Origin of the sequence: Pseudomonas sp. PDM17, from assembly GCF_014851985.1 — a bacterium.
Lineage (GTDB): Bacteria > Pseudomonadota > Gammaproteobacteria > Pseudomonadales > Pseudomonadaceae > Pseudomonas.
Window position 1 is genome coordinate 92,606 of sequence record NZ_JACVAT010000009.1, and the last position, 19,254, is coordinate 111,859.

Annotated in this window: 14 protein-coding genes; 8 read left to right on the forward strand and 6 right to left on the reverse strand. The window is 65.9% G+C overall.

Going from position 1 to position 19,254, the window contains the following annotated elements:
* Positions 1–44: 44 nt before the first annotated feature.
* The 4 genes from IB256_RS26785 to IB256_RS26800 all read right to left on the reverse strand — a co-directional run bounded on the left by IB256_RS26785 (position 45) and on the right by IB256_RS26800 (position 10,151).
* Positions 45–6,404 (reverse strand): DUF5801 repeats-in-toxin domain-containing protein, encoded by a 6,360-nt coding sequence (locus IB256_RS26785; RefSeq protein WP_225601976.1) that lies wholly within the window; start codon positions 6,402–6,404, stop codon positions 45–47.
* Positions 6,405–6,700: 296 nt separating this feature from the next.
* Entirely contained in the window at positions 6,701–7,111 is a 411-nt protein-coding gene (locus IB256_RS26790; RefSeq protein ID WP_192404687.1) for a PA2817 family protein, read from the reverse strand.
* Positions 7,112–7,183: 72 nt separating this feature from the next.
* Positions 7,184–7,597: a PA2816 family glutamine-rich protein gene (locus tag IB256_RS26795; protein ID WP_192295010.1), complete on the reverse strand. Its 414-nt coding sequence runs from the start codon at positions 7,595–7,597 to the stop codon at positions 7,184–7,186.
* A gap of 118 nt (positions 7,598–7,715) precedes the next feature.
* Positions 7,716–10,151, reverse strand: a complete 2,436-nt coding sequence (locus tag IB256_RS26800; protein WP_192404688.1) for an acyl-CoA dehydrogenase — start codon at positions 10,149–10,151, stop codon at positions 7,716–7,718.
* Positions 10,152–10,399: 248 nt separating this feature from the next.
* On the opposite strand from IB256_RS26800, the gene IB256_RS26805 reads away from it, so the two are divergent.
* The 4 genes from IB256_RS26805 to IB256_RS26820 all read left to right on the forward strand — a co-directional run bounded on the left by IB256_RS26805 (position 10,400) and on the right by IB256_RS26820 (position 13,634).
* Complete coding sequence (locus tag IB256_RS26805; protein WP_192404689.1) at positions 10,400–11,056, forward strand: transglutaminase-like domain-containing protein; 657 nt, start codon at positions 10,400–10,402, stop codon at positions 11,054–11,056.
* Between the two features lie 144 nt (positions 11,057–11,200).
* The gene (locus IB256_RS26810; RefSeq protein WP_192404690.1) at positions 11,201–11,818 is read left to right on the forward strand and encodes a glutathione S-transferase; all 618 of its coding nucleotides are present in this window, start codon (positions 11,201–11,203) and stop codon (positions 11,816–11,818) included.
* A gap of 107 nt (positions 11,819–11,925) precedes the next feature.
* Positions 11,926–12,858, forward strand: coding sequence for an ABC transporter ATP-binding protein (locus tag IB256_RS26815; RefSeq protein WP_192295006.1), 933 nt, complete (start codon positions 11,926–11,928; stop codon positions 12,856–12,858).
* Entirely contained in the window at positions 12,855–13,634 is a 780-nt protein-coding gene (locus IB256_RS26820; protein ID WP_081518608.1) for an ABC transporter permease, read from the forward strand. The genes IB256_RS26815 and IB256_RS26820 overlap by 4 nt, the downstream gene beginning before the upstream one ends.
* Positions 13,635–13,831: 197 nt before the next feature.
* On the opposite strand, the gene IB256_RS26825 is transcribed toward IB256_RS26820, so the two are convergent.
* Both IB256_RS26825 and IB256_RS26830 read right to left on the reverse strand, forming a co-directional pair.
* Positions 13,832–15,148 carry a heavy metal sensor histidine kinase gene (locus tag IB256_RS26825; protein ID WP_192404691.1) on the reverse strand — a complete coding sequence of 439 codons (1,317 nt, stop codon included), beginning with the start codon at positions 15,146–15,148 and terminating at the stop codon, positions 13,832–13,834.
* The gene (locus tag IB256_RS26830; RefSeq protein ID WP_192295004.1) at positions 15,145–15,825 is read right to left on the reverse strand and encodes a heavy metal response regulator transcription factor; all 681 of its coding nucleotides are present in this window, start codon (positions 15,823–15,825) and stop codon (positions 15,145–15,147) included. Before IB256_RS26830 ends, IB256_RS26825 begins: the two co-directional genes overlap by 4 nt.
* Before the next feature lie 126 nt (positions 15,826–15,951).
* On the opposite strand from IB256_RS26830, the gene IB256_RS30820 reads away from it, so the two are divergent.
* The 4 genes from IB256_RS30820 (at position 15,952) to IB256_RS26845 (ending at position 19,197) form a co-directional block, all read left to right on the forward strand.
* Positions 15,952–16,083, forward strand: a complete 132-nt coding sequence (locus IB256_RS30820; RefSeq protein ID WP_263864892.1) for a co-regulatory protein PtrA N-terminal domain-containing protein — start codon at positions 15,952–15,954, stop codon at positions 16,081–16,083.
* A 169-nt stretch (positions 16,084–16,252) separates the two neighbouring features.
* The gene (locus tag IB256_RS26835; protein ID WP_192404692.1) at positions 16,253–16,804 is read left to right on the forward strand and encodes a plastocyanin/azurin family copper-binding protein; all 552 of its coding nucleotides are present in this window, start codon (positions 16,253–16,255) and stop codon (positions 16,802–16,804) included.
* A gap of 14 nt (positions 16,805–16,818) precedes the next feature.
* Positions 16,819–18,480 (forward strand): copper resistance system multicopper oxidase, encoded by a 1,662-nt coding sequence (locus tag IB256_RS26840; RefSeq protein WP_192404693.1) that lies wholly within the window; start codon positions 16,819–16,821, stop codon positions 18,478–18,480.
* Positions 18,481–18,489: 9 nt separating this feature from the next.
* Positions 18,490–19,197, forward strand: coding sequence for a copper resistance protein B (locus IB256_RS26845; RefSeq protein ID WP_081518603.1), 708 nt, complete (start codon positions 18,490–18,492; stop codon positions 19,195–19,197).
* Positions 19,198–19,254 lie beyond the last annotated feature (57 nt).

Sequence of the window (19,254 nt, forward strand, 5' to 3'; positions counted from 1 at the left end):
GGGGGTGGTCTCCACTCCACCCCCGCACCTTTCCCGCGTGCGAACTACGTGGCGCTGCCGTGCACGATATCGGTGTTGAGGATATCGACGCCGACCAGGGTAATGGTCGTCAGTTGCCCGCCGGTCTCGTGGATCGTCACGATGCTGTTGGCGCCACTGTTGTCGATGTTCTGCACGGTCGACGTGGCGTCGCCATTGAGGACCAGCTTGTCCCGCTGGCCCGTAGTGTCGAAGCCGGTGACCTGGTACTTGTTCTCGGTGCGCGCCAGGTCGATGTTGAACGCCTCTTTCGTTCCGGTCACGCCCGCCAGCACGTAGTCGAAGGCTCCGCCGGCAGCCTTGTTGGCGAACAGGTTGGCGGAGAAGGCGCTGGTCACCGCGTCGCCGTCCTTGTCGGTCACCGTGGCGTTGAACGACAGCTTGACGTCACTGGCCAGGTTTTCGACCTGTTTGATGAACTGGATGGTCGGGACCTTGATCATGCCCTCGGCCATGGTCAGCTGGATGGCATCGATCAGCTTGCCGGCGACGGTCTGCACGGTGAAGGATTTCTGCCCGCCGGACTCGTTCTGCAGGTTCGCCGCCAGCACCTTGATCGGTGCGCCGGAGGTCGTGCCGTCGTCGTAGTAGGCGACGTAGTACAGCGACTCCGATGTCGGGTCATAGCCGCCCACCGAGTTGTCGATGAAGACCTTCACCGAGGTCAGCAGCGTCTGCGGGTTGGCGACGAAGCTGTCGTCACCGGCGGTAATGCCGGCACCGCTGCCCTGCAGGACGTTGTTCTTCACGCCGATCCCGGAGGTGCTGACGTTGAGGGCCTTCTGGTCGTCGATGTAGGACGGCAGCGGGGTGGTCTGCAACTGCGCCTCGGTGGGGTCGGTCAAGCCCAGGCCGATACCGGTGAGGATGCTGTCCGAGCCGGTCTGTGGTGCCAGCGCCTTGGCCGCGAAGAACACCACGGCGTCGGTGCCGATGGTCAGGGTCTGCACCGGGTCCGGGCCGCCGGCGCCGAGCTGGCCGTTGGCGGTGCTCAGCACCAGTGTCGAACTGAAGCCCTGCACCAGGTCCAGGGTGTAGGTGCCGTCGGCCAGGGCCGTCAACGTGTAGTCGACGCTGGTGTTGGCGGTGCTGGCGTTGTTGTCGAAGTCGCCGGTGAGGGTGCCGGCGAAGTGGAACGCGCCATTGGCATCCGGCGACGGTGACGTTTCGGTGAGCGTGCCGGTTCCGGTGGTGGTGGTGCCGTTGGGTCGAACCAGGGTGAACTGGCCGTTCGCCAGGACGATATCCAGGCCCGCCGCGCTGCTGCCGTCGGCGCCGAAGGCATGGTCCCAGTAGCCGGTCTGGGCGATGGTGCTACCGGTGCCGACGATGTTGCCGAAGGCCAGGGCTGGCCCGTCGTCGCGGAAAATCAGGTTCTGTCCGATGTTCAGGGTGGCCTGGGCGCTGTCGCCGTCCTTGTCGGTGATGGTCGCGGTGAGTTTCACCAGGCTGTCCGAGGTGAGCGTTCTGGTGTCATTCGGATCGCTGGCATTGGCGTGGACCACGGCGCGCATCTGGTCGAGGGTGACGTCACCGTTGCTGGCGGCGCTGACGGTGAAGACCAGTACGTTGCTGACGGCAGTGCGACCTTCCACCACGCCGTTGTTGACCGACAGGTTGACCGCCTGCCCGGTGGCGGTGTCGACCAGCCCGGACGCTCCGGCGACCACGCTCAGGGCGTAGGTGAGGGTGCCCGACCCGTCGGCGCCGTAGCCCGAGGTGAAGTTGGCAGCGAAGTTGGCCGTGGCGTTGGTGGCCAGCACGGTTTCGTCCACCGTCAGGGTCGGCTCGCTGCCGGTGGTGCTGATGGTCGGCCCGTCGTCCTTGAAGATCAGGTTCTGGCCGATGTTCAGCGTGGTCTGGGCGCTGTCGCCGTCGCCGTCGGTCTTGGTCCCGGTCAGGGTCACCAGGTTGTCCGAGGTGAGCGTCCGCGAGTCGTCCGGGTCGCTGGTGTTGGCGTGGACGATGGCGCGTTGCTGGTCGAGGGTGACATCACCGTTGGCATTGACGCTGACGGTGAACACCAGGTCGTTGCTGATGGCGCAGCGACCTTCCACTACTGTGCCATTGAGCGAGAGCACCACTGACTGGCCGGTAGCGGTATCGGTGAGCCCGGAAGCGCCCGAGACGCAGCCCAGGGTGTAGGTCAGGGTGCCGGCCCCGTCGGCGCCGAACGACGAGAGGAAGTTGGCGGAGAAGGCCTGCAGGGCGTTGGTGGTCAGGTCCGAGTCATCCACGGTCAGTACCGGTTCGGTACCGGTGGGGCTGATGCTCGGGCCGGCATCCTTGAACACCAGGTTCTGGCCGATGTTGAGGGTCGCCTGGGCGCTGTCGCCATCCTGGTCGGTCTTGGTTGCGGTGAGTTTCACCAGGTCATCCGAGGTGAGGGTTCTGGAGTCGTCCGGATTGCTGGTGTCGGCGTGGACGATGGCGCGCTGCTGGTCGAGGGTGACGTCACCATTGGCGGCAACGCTCACCTTGAACACCAGCAGGTTGGTGGTGACCGTGCGGCCCTCCACCACGGCGCCGTTCATGGACAGGTTCACTGCCTCACCGGTGGCCGTGTCGGTCAGCCCGGAGCCTCCGGCGATCACGCTCAGCGCATAGGTCAGGGTGCCGGCCCCGTCGGCGCCGAAGCCCGAGGTGAAGTTGGCGGCGAAGTTCTGCGTGGAGTCGGTCGCCAGGACCGATTCGTCCACCGTCATCACCGGCTCGACGCCGGTGGTGCTGATGTTCGGTCCGTCGTCCTTGAACACCAGGTTCTGCCCGATGTTCAGCGTGGCCTGGGCGCTGTCGCCGTCGCCGTCGGTCTTGGTCGCGGTGAGTTTCACCAGGTCGTCGGAGGTCAGGGTCCTGGAATCATCCGGGTCGCTGGTGTTGGCGTGGACGATGGCCCGTTGCTGGTCGAGGGTGACGTCGCCATTGGCGGCCACGCTGACGGTGAACACCAACTGGTTGGTGGTGGCGGTGCGGCCTTCGACCACGGCGCCATTCATCGACAGATTCACCGCTTCGCCAGTGGCCGTATCGGTCAGCCCCGAAGCACCGGCGATCACGCTCAGTGCATAGGTCAGGGTACCGGCCCCGTCGGCTCCGAAGCCTGAGGTGAAGTTGGCGGCGAAGTTCTGCGTGGAGTTGGTCGCCAGCACCGATTCGTCCACCGTCATCACCGGCTCGACGCCGGTGGTGCTGATGTTCGGTCCGTCGTCCTTGAACACCAGGTTCTGCCCGATGTTCAGCGTGGCCTGGGCGCTGTCGCCGTCGCCGTCGGTCTTGGTCGCGGTGAGTTTCACCAGGTTGTCGGAGGTCAGGGTCCTGGAATCATCCGGATCGCTGGTGTTGGCGTGGACGATGGCCCGTTGCTGGTCGAGGGTAACGTCGCCATTGGCGGCCACGCTGACGGTAAACACCAGGTCGTTGCTGATGGCCGTGCGACCTTCCACCACGGCGCCATTCATGGCCAGGTTCACGGCTTGTCCGGTGGCCGTATCGGTCAGCCCGGAGGCACCGGCAATTACGCTCAGCGCATAAGTCAGCGTGCCCGCGCCGTCGGCGCCGAAGCCCGAGGTGAAGTTGCCGGCGAAGTTAGCCGTGGCGTTGGTCGCCAGCACGGTTTCGTCCACCGTCATCACTGGCTCGACGCCGGTGGTGCTGATGTTCGGTCCGTCGTCCTTGAACACCAGGTTCTGCCCGATATTCAGCGTGGCCTGGGCGCTGTCGCCGTCGCCGTCGGTCTTGGTCGCGGTGAGTTTCACCAGGTCGTCCGCGGTGAGGCTTCTGGAGTCGTCCGGGTTGCTGGTGTCGGCGTGGACGATGGCGCGCTGCTGGTCGAGGGTGACGTCGCCATTGGCAGCCACGCTGACGGTGAACACCAACTGGTTGGTGGTAGCGGTGCGGCCTTCGACCACGGCGCCATTCATCGACAGGTTCACCGCTTCGCCGGTAGCCGTGTCGGTCAGCCCCGAAGCACCGGCGATCACGCCCAGTGCATAGGTCAGGGTACCGGCCCCGTCGGCACCGAAGGCCGAGGTGAAGTTGGCGGCGAAGTTCTGCGTGGAGTCGGTCGCCAGCACGGATTCGTCCACCGTCATCACTGGCTCGACGCCAGTGGTGCTGATGTTCGGGCCGTCGTCCTTGAACACCAGGTTCTGACCGATGTTCAGCGTGGCCTGGGCGCTATCGCCGTCACCGTCGGTCTTGGTCGCGGTCAGTTTCACCAGGTCGTCGGAGGTCAGGGTCTTCGAGTCATCCGGATTGCTGGTATTGGCGTGCACGATGGCGCGCTGCTGGTCCAGCGTCACGGTGCCGTTGGCGGCCACGCTGACGGTGAACACCAGGTCGTTGCTGATGGCTGTGCGGCCTTCCACTACGGCGCCGTTCATGGCCAGGTTCACGGCTTGTCCGGTGGCCGTGTCGACCAGCCCGGAGGCGCCGGCGATCACACTCAGCACATAGGTCAGGGTGCCCGCGCCGTCGGCGCCGAAGGCCGAGGTGAAGTTCGCGGCGAAGCTCTGCGAGGCATCGGTGGTGAGGACGGATTCGTCCACCGTCAGCGTGGGCTCGGTGCCGGTGGTGCTGATGCTCGGGCCGTCATCCTCGAAGATCATCTTCGAGCCGATTTCCGCCGTGGCGGTGGACACCTGCAGCAGCTTGAAGCCGCCGATGTCGAAGGCGGCGTGGTCATTGCCCTTGGCGCCGACTGCCGAGCCGTTCTCGACCAGCACGCGATTGTGGTCGGCTGTGGTGGTGTACTCGATCTTGTAGCCGGCCAGCACGCCGGTAATGGTCGCCACGCCACCCGTGATGATGATGGTGATGCCCGGATCGTTCACCGAGCCGTTGGAGTTCTCCAGCACCGCACCGGTGGTGCTGTTGAGAACGCGGACGTTGGTGATGGCGACCGTCGCGTCGCCGGCATAGCCGTCGATGAAGGCGTTACCCGCTTCGACCGCAGTGCTGAAGGCGCTGAGTTTGACGATGGCGCTCTTGCCGCTCTGTAGCTGCACGACGTCGAAGCTGGCGGTCTTGGCATTGAACATCTGGGTGAAGTCGATGTTGGCTTCAACGTCCGCTTCGTTCTGGTCCAGGTTGGGGATGGTCACGTTCTGCCGGGCGCCGGTGACGAAGGTGAACCTTATGCCTTCCTGCTCGGTGATCATCTGGTTGTTGGTGCCGAAGGTGGTCGGGCCGCCGGCCTGGCTGGTGTTGATGGTGTCACCGGTGGTGATGTTGGCGCCGGTGGACTGGTTGGCCGGGTCCCTGCCGGTGGCGATGATGGTCGGGTCGGTGATGCGGGTCACCCCGTTGTCATTGACCGTCGTGGGCGTTGCCGTGGTGAACATCAGGAACAGGTTCTGCCCGGACGGCGCGTCGGCCAGGCTGAAGGTCAGGTCCTGGCTGGTGCCGATGAAGACCTTGTTCAGCAGATCGAGAGTGTCGTCGGGATTGCTGGTGACCGGGTGCTTGAGCGGTTGGTACTCCACGGTCCAGATCTTGCCACCGCTGACCGGCGAGCCGGTTTCCTCGATGTAGGCGGCGAACACGATGGCGCCCGCGGGACCGCCGGCACGTCCGACGAGCACGTTGTTGTTGGTGGCGTCGGTGTAGAGAAGGATGTCCTGCCCGGCGAGGGTGTCCAGGCCGCTGTCCAGGCCGTTGAGCGCCGCGCCGTTGCTGCCGGTGAAGAGAATGTCGGTGATGGCTCCGCCGGGGGCGGCACTGATGGTGAAGGCGTTGCTGCCGGTATTGCCGGCCGCGCCGGTATAGCCGCTCAGGGCGGCGCCCGAGGCAGTGCCGGCGCCCAGGGCCGTCAGGCGGGCGGTGAACGCGGCGGGCAGGGACGCGAGGAGGATATCGTTGTCATTGGCGTCGCCCGCCGGGCTCGCGGTGGCCGTGGCGTTCTGCAGGCCGGTGGTTTCGTCCAGCGAGACGGTCACGCCGGTTGCCGACACGACGGGGCCGGCGTCGGTAAAGGTGGCGGTCGCCGTGGCGCCGTCACTGGAAGCGGAGAGCAGGAATCTTGCCCCCGCCGAGTCGTCCGGGTCGACATACCAGGAAGTGGTGATGCTGCCGTTGATCTGGCCGTCCAGGTCGCCGGCGCCGCCGTCGGTCACGTACCAGGGATCGTGTCCGGCACCGGCACTGGTGTTGAGCACGTCATCTGCAGTGCCCCATACGCCGTCGGCGCCGGGATTGGTGGCGTGGTCCACCTCGATCTTCACGGTGCTGCCGGCAGTGAAGCCGCTGGCGGTGATGATGGCGGTGCTGCCGGGGGCGTAGTCGTCCTGGTCGGTGGTAACGGAAGGGCTGTTGGTGTCATCTGCGGTGGGGCGCGTTGGCGACGCAATCTTCTTATGGAGGGTCATGATGTTCTCCCGAGCATTTCCATGCGTGGCGGCCAGACCTCGACTGCTGGCCTTTTACTGCTACATGCCACGACTATGGGGACGCCCCGGGGAATGCGCATCGGCCGATACTCCCAGGCGCGCTGGGAGTTTCGGACTAGACGGGCAGGGCAGCGCAGGCGCTGCGCGGGTTGCAGCGCTGCGCTTGCCGACGGGAGGTAGAAGCGTCGGATCGTCGAGGGAAAAAGTGGCGAACAGCTGGCGATCGCCCATGAAAAAGCCCGCATTGTGCGGGCTTCTCTGGTTCTGCTCGGTGCTTAATGCTTCGGCGTGTCTTCCGGCAGCGCGAGCAACTGCTTCTCGCGGTTCCAGTCGAAGGGATCGCCGTTTTCTTCGGCTTCGAAGCGACGCTCGTCGAGCTGCTGGTACATCTGCAGCTCTTCGTCGGGCATGTAGTGCAGGCAGTCGCCGCCGAAGAACCACAGCAGGTCACGCGGGATCAGGTGGGCGATCTGCGGGTAGCGGTGGAAGATCTGGCTGATCAGATCCTGGCCCAGGTACTGGGCGCCTTCCGGATCGCGCGGCAGTTCCACCAGCAGCTCGTCGAAGCGCTCGAGGAACAGGCCGTGGTTGTCCTCGGGAACCTGCTCGGCTTCGCCCAGGGCGCCAAGGATCATGCGCAGGTGGTTGAGCAGGGCGATGTGGTGGTCGAGATAGGCGCTGGCCATGGGATTCCTCTGGAGCTGTGTGCAAACGGCCGGGGAGTATATCGGGTTTCGCCGCCGCTGCCGCCGGAGCGATCAGCGGAGCGGGCGCATCTGGATCTGCCGACGCTGGTTGTCGATCTGCTGGCGCTGCTGGTCGAGCATCCGTTGCTGCTGTTGCAACTGATCCTGCTGCAGCTCGTTCTTCTGCCGCTGGATCATCTGGTCGCTCTGTCGGCGTTGTTCGTTCCAGCGTTGCTGGTTGTTCTGCTGGCGCTGCAGGTCCTGCTGCTGCATCTGCAGGCGCTGGTCCTCGTAGTTCAGGCGCTGGCTGTCGAGCTGGTTCTGCCGCAGCTGTTGCTGGCGGCGCAGGCTGTCCTGCTGTTGCTGGATCGGGTCGATGACCGGGCTGGGCGCTGGCGCCGGACGCGGCCGGCTGGGGTAGAGCCAGGGATCGGCGTGGACGCTGCTGGCCAGCAGCACGAGCAGCAAGAGGATGGATCGACGCATGTGCGGTTCTCCATGAGGGGTGATGCCTTCAGTGTGCACCTGATAGCCCGCGCAGGCATTGCTGTGCGTCGGAGAAAAAAGAGGCGCCCGAAGGCGCCCCGTGCGTGAAAGCTGCCGCTCAGTCGGCCTTGCCGGCCAGTTCTTCTTTTGAAAAATCGTCCACGTCGATCACCGCGCGACGAGCGCGTTCGGCGGCGTGCAGGGTTTCCGCTTCCGCGGCTTCCAGCACGCCCGCCTCGGCGGCGGCATCGATGGGCGACTGCCCTGGCTTGGGATTGACGCCGTGCTCCTTGAGCGCCTTGTGCAGCTTCTTCTGCAAGGGAGCCGCGGCAGCGAGCTGGTCGTAGGCGAGGGTGAGCTTGGCGACCGGATCATCTTCGCCAGTGGGCAGGTGCGCGCCGGCGAGGATTGCCTGCAGCGCCGGGTCGCTCAGCGGGCGGCCGAGGATGTGGGCGATCTCGGCATCCAGCGCGTCGCTCGGGCCACGGTGGCGACGGCCCAGCGGCAACACCAGCACGCGCATCAGGCAGCCGAAGGCGCGGTTGGGGAAGTTGTCGATCAGGTCGGCCAGCGCGGCTTCGGCCTTCTCCAGGTTTTCCTCCATGGCCCAGTGCAGCAGCGGGTGCAGGTAGTCCGGGTTGTCCAGGTCGTGGTAGCGCTTGAGCGCGGCAGAGCCCAGGTAGAGGTGGCTCAGCGCATCGCCCAGCCGCGCGGACAGGCGTTCGCGGCGCTTCAGCTCGCCGCCGAGCAGCATCATGCTGAAGTCCGCGAGCAGGGCGAAGGACGCGGCCAGACGGTTCAGCGCACGGTAGTACGGGCGGCTGATACGGTCGCCTGGCACCTGGTCGAAGCTGCCGAAGCCCAGGCCCAGCAGCAGGCTGCTGGCGGCGTTACTGACGGCGAAGCCGATGTGGTTGAGCAGCAGCTCGTCGAACTCGCGCTCGGCCTGGTCCTGGTCCTCGCGGCGGGCCAGTTCCATCTCCTTGAGCACGTACGGATGGCAGCGGATGGCGCCCTGGCCGAAGATCATCAGGTTGCGCGAGAGGATGTTGGCGCCCTCGACGGTGATGAAGATCGGCGCGGCTTGCCAGGAGCGGCCCAGGTAGTTGTTGGGGCCCATGATGATGCCCTTGCCGCCGTGGATGTCCATGGCGTGGGCGATGCACTCGCGGCCGCGTTCGGTGAGGTGGTACTTGAGGATGGCGGAGAGCACCGAGGGTTTCTCGCCCAGGTCCACCGCGTTGGCGGTGAGAATGCGCGCGCTGTCCATCATCCAGGCGTTGCCGCCGATGCGGGCGAGGGCTTCCTGGATGCCTTCGAAAGCCGACAGCGGCACGTTGAACTGCTCGCGCACCTGGGCGTAGCGGCCGCTGACGTAGCTGCCGGCCTTGGCGGCGCTGGTGCCCACCGCCGGCAGGGAAATCGAGCGGCCCACCGACAGGCAGTTCATCAGCATCATCCAGCCTTTGCCGATCATTTCCTGGCCGCCGATGATGTACTCCAGCGGCACGAACACGTCCTTGCCGGAGTTCGGGCCGTTCATGAAGGCGGCGCCCAGCGGTACGTGGCGACGGCCGATCTGCACGCCGTCGGTGTCGGTGGGGATCAGCGCGAGGGTGATGCCGAGGTCTTCTTCCTCGCCCAGCAGGTGGTCCGGGTCATGGCACTTGAAAGCCAGGCCGAGGAGGGTGGCCACCGGGCCGAGGGTGATGTAGCGCTTCTCCCAGGTCAGGCGCAGGCCGATGACTTCCTCGCCTTCCCACTGGCCCTTGCAGACCACGCCGACGTCGGTCATGCCGCCGGCATCGGAGCCGGCCTGCGGGCTGGTCAGGGCGAAGCAGGGAATCTCGTCGCCAGTCGCCAGGCGCGGCAGGTAGCGCTGGCGCTGGGCGTCGGTGCCATAGTGCAGCAGCAGTTCCGCCGGGCCGAGGGAGTTGGGCACCATCACGGTGGAGGCGAGGTCGCCGCTGCGGGTGGCGAGCTTCATCACCACCTGGGAATGGGCGAAGGCGGAAAAGCCCTTGCCGCCGTATTCCTTGGGAATGATCAGGCCGAAGAAGCCCTGGCTCTTGATGTAGGCCCAGGCTTCGGGCGGCAGGTCCATGGCCTTGCCGACCTCGTAGTCGTCGATCATCGCGCAGAGCTGCTCGGTGGGGCCGTCGACGAAGGCCTGTTCCTCTTCGGTCAATTGCGCCCTGGGATAGCCCAGCAGGGTGTGCCAGTCCGGGCGGCCGCTGAACAGCTGGCCATCCCACCAGACGGTGCCGGCCTCGATGGCCTCGCGCTCGGTCTCGGACATCGGTGGCAGGGTCTTCTTGAACCAGGCGAACAGCCGCGAGGTGAACAGGCTGCGGCGCAGGTCGGTGGCGAGAATGGTCACCGCGACCACGGCCCAGAGCAGCCACAACAGCACCATCCAGCCATGGGCGTGGCTGAACAGGCTCATCAGTGCCAGGTACACGGCGACGATGCCGAGTGCCTTCAGGGGGGCGGCGCGGCGGTGCGCGAGCCAGGCGACGCCGAGGATCGGGACGAGTAACCAGACGAGCAGCATGCGGATTCCTCCATGACAGCCAGCCCCGGCGAGAGCAGGCCGCGGCGAGCTTGGTGACGAAAGTGCGCGAACACAGCGGCAGGTATTCCCGGTGGGAGCCCCCTCCGCCATGCACCGGAAGCTTAGCTGGGCGAATCGGACCGATGGCCGCATGGCCGGACAGCTTGGCCGGATCGCCTTGTCGGTCAGGAGCCTGCGCTGGTTAGACTGGGGCCGACATCAAGGATGACCAGCCCGGAGACAACGCCATGCAGCCCTACCTCAAGCCCAGCCGCTTCGTTGATAGTGACCACCCCGGGGTAATCGAGTTCGCTCTAAATCACCGCGGCGACGGCGGCACTCCGCTGGAGCAGGCGGTGGCCCTGTATTACGCGGTGCGCGACCAGATTCGCTACAACCCCTACGTGTTCAGCCGCGACCCGCAGACGCTCAAGGCCAGCCATGCGCTTGGGGCCGGGCAGTCCTACTGCGTGCCCAAGGCTACGTTGCTGGCGGCCTGCGCCCGGCATTGCGGCATCCCCGCGCGCATCGGCCTGGCCGACGTGAAGAACCACCTGGCCACGCCGCGCCTGCTGGAACTGCTGCGCAGCGAAGTGTTCGCCATGCACGGCTACACCGAGCTGTTCCTCGAAGGCCGCTGGGTCAAGGCCACGCCGGCCTTCGACATCGGCCTGTGCGAAGCCTTCGGCGTGCTGCCGCTGGAGTTCGACGGGCGCAACGACAGCGTCTTCCACCCGTTCAACCGCGAAGGTGAACGGCACATGGAGTACCTGCGCGACCACGGCCAGTTCCCCGATGTGCCCGAGGAGTTCTTCTTCGGCTACCTCAAGCAGTGCTACCCGCACCTGTTCACCGGCGAGGACGCGCCGCTGGACGGCGACATGCGCAGTGAAGCGTTCACATGAGCGCGATCGCCATGAACGCAATCGATAGTAACCATCAGTACGTGTGTCTTTTTTCCTCGCGCCTTAGCCGGTAGGGTGCCGTCATCCGAAGTCACGCCTTCAGGCCGTGCCTTCATCCGATGACGACAACAAGAGAGGCGCAGCATGCTCAAGATCTGGGGCCGGAAGAATTCCTCCAACGTGCGCAAGGCGCTCTGGTGCGCGGAAGAGGCCGGGCTGGCCTATGAACGGATCGACGCCGGCGGCGCTTTCGGCCTGGTCAACGACGAGCCCTACCGCTCGCTGAACCCCAACGGTGTGGTGCCGACCCTGGACGACGACGGCTTCGTGCTCTGGGAGTCCAACACCATCGTCCGCTACCTTGCCGCGCGCTATGCCCCGGACCTGTACCCGCAGGACCTGCAGCAACGCGCCAGCGCCGAGAAGTGGATGGACTGGACCACCTCATCCTTCGCTGCGCCGTTCCGCACCGTGTTCTGGGGTACCCTGCGCACCCCGCCGGAGCAACGCGACGCCGCCGCCATCCAGGTCGCCATCGATACCTGCGTGGGTCTGCTGGCGGTCCCCGAGGCGACGCTGGCGAAACAGCCGTACCTCACCGGCGAACAATTCGGCATGGGTGACATTCCGCTGGGCAGCTTCATCTATGCTTGGTTCGAAATGCCCATCGAGCGCCCGGCACAGCCGCATCTCGAAGCCTGGTACGCGCGCCTGAAGGCCCGCCCGGCCTACCGTACGGCAGTGATGACCGACCTGACCTGAATGCCTGCGCGTGCCCCGGAGGTTGCAATCCTCGCGGCGTACCCTTATCAAGCAGGCCTTTTTTCCAAAGACATGCGTCTTTCCACCGACTTGCAACGGGAAAACCCATGAGTTCCGCGCTGTCCATCCGTCAACTGACGAAGACCTACGGCAACGGCTTCCAGGCCCTCAAGGGCATCGATCTGGACGTCGCCGAGGGCGATTTCTTTGCCTTGCTGGGCCCCAACGGCGCCGGCAAATCCACCACCATCGGGATCCTCTCCACCCTGGTGAACAAGACCAGCGGCACGGTCAACGTGTTCGGTCATGATCTGGACAAGGACCCGTATGGCCTCAAGCGCTGCCTCGGCGTGGTGCCCCAGGAATTCAACTTCAACCAGTTCGAGAAGGTGTTCGACATCGTCGTCACCCAGGCCGGCTACTACGGCATCCCGATGAGCGTGGCCAAGGGCCGCGCCGAGAAGTACCTGACCCAGCTGGGCCTGTGGGACAAGCGCAACTCCGCCTCGCGCGAGCTCTCCGGCGGCATGAAGCGCCGCCTGATGATCGCCCGCGCGCTGGTCCACGAGCCGCGCCTGCTGATCCTCGACGAACCCACCGCTGGCGTGGACATCGAGCTGCGCCGCTCGATGTGGAACTTCCTCACCGAGCTTAATGGCGAAGGCATCAGCATCATCCTCACCACGCACTACCTGGAGGAGGCCGAGCAGCTGTGCCGCAACATCGCGATCATCGACCACGGCACCATCGTGGAGAACACCAGCATGCGCAAGCTGCTGAACAAGCTGCACGTGGAGACCTTCTACCTAGACCTGCAGGGCACCCTGAGCGCGGCGCCGAAGCTGGACGGCTACCCGGTGCGCCTGGTGGATGACCACACCCTGGAAGTGCAGGTGGACAAGTCGCTGGGCATCAACGGGCTGTTCGTCCAGCTCAACGCCCAGGGCCTGCAGGTGCTGAGCCTGCGCAACAAGAGCAACCGCCTGGAGGAACTGTTCGTGTCGCTGGTGGAGAAGAATCTGTCGAAGGTGGCGGTATGAGTCACGAACTGCGCGCCAACTGGGTCGCCCTCAACACCATCGTCTACCGCGAAGTCCGCCGCTTCCTGCGCATCTGGCCGCAGACCCTGCTGCCGCCGGCGATCACCATGGTTCTGTACTTCGTCATCTTCGGCAACCTGATCGGCCGGCAGATCGGCGACATGGGCGGCTTCACCTACATGCAGTACATCGTGCCGGGGCTGATCATGATGTCGGTGATCACCAACTCCTACGGCAACGTGGTGTCGAGCTTCTTCGGCAGCAAGTTCCAGCGCAACATCGAAGAGCTGCTGGTCTCGCCGGTGTCGCCGCACACCATCCTCCTGGGCTTCGTCTGCGGTGGCGTGCTGCGCGGGCTGGCGGTGGGCGTGATCGTCACCATCCTGTCGCTGTTCTTCACCGACCTGCAGATCCACCACCTGGGGATCACCGTGCTGGTGGTGGTGCTGACCGCCGGAATCTTCTCCATGGGCGGCTTCGTCAACGCCGTGTTCGCGCGCAACTTCGACGACATCTCCATCGTCCCGACCTTCGTGCTGACACCGCTGACCTACCTGGGCGGGGTGTTCTACTCGATCACGCTGCTGCCGCCGTTCTGGCAGACCGTGTCGTTGGCCAACCCGATCCTGCACATGGTCAACGCTTTCCGCTACGGCATCCTCGGCGTGTCCGACATCCGTATCGGCACGGCGGTGGTCTTCATGCTGGTGGCGACGGTGCTGCTCTACATCTTCTGCGTGCGCCTGCTGGTGAGCGGGCGCGGCATGCGGCAGTGAGCGGCGCGTTGCGCTGATGAAAAAGGCCCCGGTTGGGGCCTTTTAATGCGCCAGCTGGGACCTCGCTGCATTGGTTTGCCCTCACCCCAGCCCTCTCCCGGAGGGAGAGGGGGCCGCACGTGCCGGCTGACACTTTGGTTTCCACCTGTGCCGAACAGTCCCCTCTCCCTTTGGGAGAGGGTTAGGGTGAGGGGCTCTTAGCCCGGAAACTCGATGACGAACCGCGTCCACCCCTCGGCCGACTCACAGCGAATCTCCCCGCCATGGGCGTGGACGATGGAGCGGCAGATCGCCAGCCCCAGCCCCGCATGTTCGCCCTGGCCTTCGCGGCGGGCCGGGTCGGCGCGGAAGAAACGGTCGAACAGGCGCGGCAGGCGGTCGGCGGGAATCTCCCGTCCCGGGTTCTCCACGCTCAGGCGGCCCGGCTCCAGGCGTACGCGAATCTGCCCGCCGTCCGGGGTGAAGCGCAGGGCGTTGTCCAGCAGGTTGGCCAGCACCCGGCGCAGCAGCGCGCGGTCGCCCTGTACCGACAGCTCGCCGTCGCGCTCCAGACGGATGGACTTCTCCTCGGCCAGCGGCCCGTAGAACTCCAGCAGCTCGTCCACCTCGCCGGCCAGCGCCAGCGGCTGGCTGCTGGGGCTGAGCAGGCCGTGGTCGGCCTTGGCCAGGAACAGCATGTCGTTGACCATCGTGGTGAGCCGCTCCAGCTCCTCCAGGTTGCCGTGCAGCGCTTCGCGATAGTCCTCCAGGCTGCGCGTGCGCGACAGCACCACCTGGGTCTGGGTCAGCAGCCCGGTCAGCGGCGTGCGCAGCTCGTGGGCGATGTCGGCGGAGAACGCCGACAGGCGTTGGAAGGCCTCTTCCAGGCGCGCCAGCATGGCGTTCAGCTCGCCCGCCAGGCCGCGCAGTTCCTGCGGCATCTGCCCGGCGTCCAGGCGGGTGGTCAGCGAGTGCGCGCTGACCTGCGCCGCCACCTCGCTCATGCGTCGCAACGGGCGCAGGCTGGCACGGGCGGCCCAGGCGCCGAACAGGGCGGTCGCCAGAGCGGAGAGGCCCATGGTCATCCAGATCAGCCGTTGCATGCGCTGGAGGAAGTGCTGGTGGTGGGTGATGTCGAGGATCAGCGTCAGCTGCGCGCCATCACGTTGCCGAGGCTCCAGCGGGGCCTGCAGTTCGCGGAAGGCCTGCTCCTCGCCGGTGGCCATGTTCATCGCCGGGTGTTGCTCGAACCAGGTAGCGCCGTCTGCGCCCTGCAGGCGCAGGCCGAGGTCGGGGTGGCGACGCAGTTCGCGGCGCAGTTCGGCGGTGTGCGGTGCCAGCTGCTGCGGGCCGCCAACATCGCCCAGTACGTCGCGGAAGATCGCCAGCTTGCCGGCCATCAACTGGTGGTCCAGTTCGATGAAGTGCGCCTCGCTGGCGCGGCTGAAGATGATCCCGGCCAGCAGCGACACGGCAGCGGTACAGGCGGCAAACAGCAGGCTCAGGCGCAGGCCGAGGGACAGGCGCGCGCTCATGCTTCGCGCTCTTCCAGCACGTAGCCCATACCGCGCACGGTGTGGATCAGGCGCTGCGGGAAGTCGTCGTCGACCTTGGCGCGCAGGCGGCGGATGGCGACTTCGATGACGTTGGTGTCGCTGTCGAAATTCATGTCCCACACCTGGGAGGCGATCAGCGACTTGGGCAGCACCTCGCCGCGGCGGCGCAGCAGCAGTTCCAGCAGGGCGAACTCCTTGGCGGTCAGGTCGATGCGCTTGCCGGCGCGCTGCACGCGGCGGCGCAGCAGGTCCACTTCGAGGTCGGCCAGTTGCAGGGTGGTTTCCTGGATCTGCTGGCCGCCACGGCGCAGCAGCGTGCGCACGCGGGCCAGCAGTTCGACGAAGGCGAAGGGCTTCACCAGGTAGTCGTCGGCGCCCAGTTCCAGGCCGCGTACGCGGTCTTCCACGGCATCGCGGGCGGTGAGGAACAGCACCGGCACAGCGCTGCCGGTCTGGCGCAGTGCCTGGAGGATCTGCCAGCCGTCGCGGCCGGGCAGCATCACATCGAGGATCAGCAGGTCGTGTTCGCCGGCCAGGGCCAGTTGCAGGCCTTCGTCGCCGTCGGCAGTCAGGTCGACGGCAAAACCGGCCTCGCTCAGGCCCTGCTGCAGGTACTGGCCGATGCGCGGTTCGTCTTCGACGATGAGGAGTTTCATCCGGGTATCCCTTGTGGCGCTCGGGGCGCAGCTGTCATCAGGGTAATGGGGCGGTCAGCGAACTGACAGTGTCGGTATTGCAGACTGGCGGCGTGTTCATTTTTCAGCGTCATCGAGGAGCCCGCCATGCACCTGATTATCTCCACGCTGTTTGCCGTGCTGTTCTTCCCCGCCACGCCAGCCTGGGCTGACGGGGGAGGGGATATCACCTTCCAGCGTATGCAGGAGCAGGCCGCCACGGTGCACCAGGCCTGCTAATCCGATTCATCGTGCTGCCCCTTGCCCGCCTCTGGCGGGCTTTTTTTCGCCCTCTTTATACCTCGCGCCACGCAGGCGAGCGCCAAGCTGACAGAGTTGTAATCTTCCCGACAGCTAGCCCTCAGCCGCCGGCAGCGACCATGGCCACAGACCTTAAAGGAGAGTCGCCATGTCCCTGCGTCATCTGAACCAAGCCTCCGTCCTTGGCCTCGTCGCCGCCATCAGCCTGCCGGCCCTGGCCGACGCCGGGCGCGCCTACGATTTCGGCGAGCCGGCCAAGGCTGCTCAGGCCACCCGCACCGTCGATATCAAGCTGGACGAGATGTTCTTCGAGCCCGAAAGCATCGACGTGAAGCCGGGCGAGACCGTGCGTTTCGTCATCCACAACACGGGCAGCCTGCTGCACGAATTCAACCTGGGCAGCGCGGCCATGCACGCCGGCCACCAGAAGGAAATGCAGCAGATGATGGATTCCGGGATGCTCACCCCCACCGGCATGCAGCACGACATGAGCCAGATGGACCACAGCAAGATGGGCCATGGCGATAAGCCGATGGACCGGCTGATGAAGCACGACGACCCCAACAGCGTGCTGGTGGAACCGGGCAAGACCGCCGAGCTGACCTGGACCTTCAGCAAGGCCACCAGCCTGGAGTTTGCCTGCAACATTCCGGGCCACTACCAGGCCGGCATGGTCGGCAAACTGACCGTCAAGCCCTGAGCGGGAGCGCCGTGATGATCCGCGCAAGGGAGTGGGCTCTGGGGGCGTTGCTGCTGGCACCGTTGGCGGTGCAGGCGGGCGTGTATGACCTGACGATTGGCGAGGGCGAGCTGAAGCTGTCCGACGGCGCCCGCAAGGCGCTCACGGTGAATGGCCGCACGCCCGCGCCGGAACTGCGCTTCAAGGAGGGCGAGGACGTCGAGTTGCGCGTCACCAACACCCTTGACCGCGACACCTCGCTGCACTGGCACGGGCTGATCCTGCCGTACACCCAGGACGGCGTGCCGGGCATCAGCTTCCCCGGCATCAAGCCTGGCGAGACCTTCACCTACCGCTTCACAGTGAAACAGTCCGGCACCTACTGGTACCACGCCCACAGCGACTTCCAGGAAATCGAGGGGCTCTACGGCCCGCTGGTGATCGAGCCGAAGGCTCGCGAGCCGTACCGCTACGACCGCGAGTACACCCTGCTGCTGGCCGACTGGCACGACACCCGACCGGAGACCGTGTTCGCCAACCTGAAGAAGCAGAGCGACTACTACAACCGCAACCAGCGCACCCTCGGCGACTTCATCGCCGACTCTAGCGCCAAGGGCTTCATGGCAACCCTGCGCGACCGCCTGGACTGGGGCGGCATGCGCATGACGCCGACGGACATCGCCGACATCGCCGGCTTCCGCTTCCTGGTCAACGGCCAGGACAGCGAGCAGAACTGGACCGGCCTGTTCAAGCCCGGCGAACGGGTGCGGCTGCGCATCATCAACGGCTCGGGCATGAGCTACTTCGACCTGCGCATTCCCGGCCTGAAAATGACCGTGGTGCAGGCCGACGGCAACGACGTGCAGCCGGTGACGGTGGACGAATTGCGCATCGCCGTGGCCGAGACCTACGACGTGATCGTCCAGCCGCAGGAAGACCGCGCCTACACCTTCTTCGCCGAGGCCATGGACCGCAGCGGCTACGCCCGCGCCACCCTGACCCCGCGCGCCGGGTTGCAGGCCGAGGTGCCGGCGCTGCGCGAGCGGCCGCTGCTGACCATGGCCGACATGGGCATGAGCCACGAGGGCATGGATCACAGTGGAATGGCGATGGCTGGGCAGGGCGGTGATTCGAACGATGCAGGCATGGCCGGCATGGACCACTCGCAGATGGCGGGCATGGATCACTCGGCCATGGCTGCGCCGAAGTCCGACTACGCACCGGGCAGCGGGCTGACGCCGCAGCCGGCCGAGCCGCGCAATCGCCTGCTGGTCTACGCGGATCTCAAGGCCATGCGCCCCTATGCCGATTACCGCGCGCCGGACCGCACCATCGAGTTCCGCCTCACCGGCAACATGGAGCGCTACTTCTGGTCCATCGACGGCAAGAAGTACTCCGAGGCCGAGCCGATCCGCCTGACCTACGGCGAGCGGGTGCGCATCCGCTTCGTCAACGACACCATGATGACCCACCCCATGCACCTGCATGGCATGTGGATGCAGCTGGACAAGGGCAACGGCCGCTTCAACCCGCTCAAGCACGTGGTCAGCGTGGCGCCGGGCAGCACGCTGGACGTCGACGTGCCCGCCGATGCGCTGGGCGAATGGGCCTTCCACTGCCACCTGATCTACCACATGGCCGCCGGCATGATGCGCAAGGTCATAGTCGAGCCGGCTCCTGCCAGCGCCAGCCTCTGAGGAACCGCCATGAAACGCATAGCAACGGTGGCCTGCGCGGCGACCCTGGGCCTGGCCTTGCCCGCTGAAAGTGCCGAGATGGACGACATGCCCATGGGCTCGCTGCTGATACAGCGCCTGGAAAGCCGCTTCCACGGCAACGATCAGGCGCTGGGCTGGGAAGCTCAGGGCTGGTACGGCACCGACTACCAGAAGCTGCGCCTGAAGCTGGAAGGCGAGCGCGACGCCGGCGGCCCGACCACCGACAACGAGGTGCAGCTGCTCTACCAGCGCATGGTCGCGGACTTCTGGGACTGGCAGGTGGGCGTGCGCCACGACGACCAGCCGGGACCGTCGCGCAGTTATGCGGTACTGGGTATCCAGGGCCTGGCGCCACAGTGGTTCGAGGTGGACGCCAACCTGTTCCTCAGTGAGCGCGGCGATCCGTCCTTGCGGCTGGAGACCGAGTACGAACTGCTGCTGACCCAGCGGCTGATCCTCGAACCCTCGCTGGAATACAACCTGGCGCTGGCCGATGACCGCGACATCGGCGTGGGCGCCGGGGGCAGTGAACTGGAAGCAGGATTGCGCCTGCGCTACGAAGTGCGCCGGGAGTTCGCGCCGTACTTTGGTTACGTCTGGAGCAAGACCTACGGCCGCAGCGGTGATCTCGCCCGCGCGGAGGGCGAGGACGACGAGGAGGGGTACTGGGTCGCCGGTGTGCGCATGTGGTTCTGATTGGCTCTACGTAGGATGGGCGCATGCCCAGGGCGTCGAAGTGGTCGCCTCGTCTGC

Bases quoted from the DNA above. Each gene is read 5' to 3' on its own strand.
- IB256_RS26790 (WP_192404687.1), bottom strand. From the start codon at position 7,111: ATGGCCAGCGCCTATCTCGACCACCACATCGCCCTGCTCAACCACCTG.
- IB256_RS26785 (WP_225601976.1), bottom strand. From the start codon at position 6,404: ATGACCCTCCATAAGAAGATTGCGTCGCCAACGCGCCCCACCGCAGAT.
- IB256_RS26810 (WP_192404690.1), top strand. From the start codon at position 11,201: ATGCTCAAGATCTGGGGCCGGAAGAATTCCTCCAACGTGCGCAAGGCG.
- IB256_RS30820 (WP_263864892.1), top strand. From the start codon at position 15,952: ATGCACCTGATTATCTCCACGCTGTTTGCCGTGCTGTTCTTCCCCGCC.
- IB256_RS26800 (WP_192404688.1), bottom strand. From the start codon at position 10,151: ATGCTGCTCGTCTGGTTACTCGTCCCGATCCTCGGCGTCGCCTGGCTC.
- IB256_RS26795 (WP_192295010.1), bottom strand. From the start codon at position 7,597: ATGCGTCGATCCATCCTCTTGCTGCTCGTGCTGCTGGCCAGCAGCGTC.
- IB256_RS26805 (WP_192404689.1), top strand. From the start codon at position 10,400: ATGCAGCCCTACCTCAAGCCCAGCCGCTTCGTTGATAGTGACCACCCC.
- IB256_RS26830 (WP_192295004.1), bottom strand. From the start codon at position 15,825: ATGAAACTCCTCATCGTCGAAGACGAACCGCGCATCGGCCAGTACCTG.
- IB256_RS26825 (WP_192404691.1), bottom strand. From the start codon at position 15,148: ATGAGCGCGCGCCTGTCCCTCGGCCTGCGCCTGAGCCTGCTGTTTGCC.
- IB256_RS26840 (WP_192404693.1), top strand. From the start codon at position 16,819: ATGATCCGCGCAAGGGAGTGGGCTCTGGGGGCGTTGCTGCTGGCACCG.
- IB256_RS26845 (WP_081518603.1), top strand. From the start codon at position 18,490: ATGAAACGCATAGCAACGGTGGCCTGCGCGGCGACCCTGGGCCTGGCC.
- IB256_RS26820 (WP_081518608.1), top strand. From the start codon at position 12,855: ATGAGTCACGAACTGCGCGCCAACTGGGTCGCCCTCAACACCATCGTC.
- IB256_RS26815 (WP_192295006.1), top strand. From the start codon at position 11,926: ATGAGTTCCGCGCTGTCCATCCGTCAACTGACGAAGACCTACGGCAAC.
- IB256_RS26835 (WP_192404692.1), top strand. From the start codon at position 16,253: ATGTCCCTGCGTCATCTGAACCAAGCCTCCGTCCTTGGCCTCGTCGCC.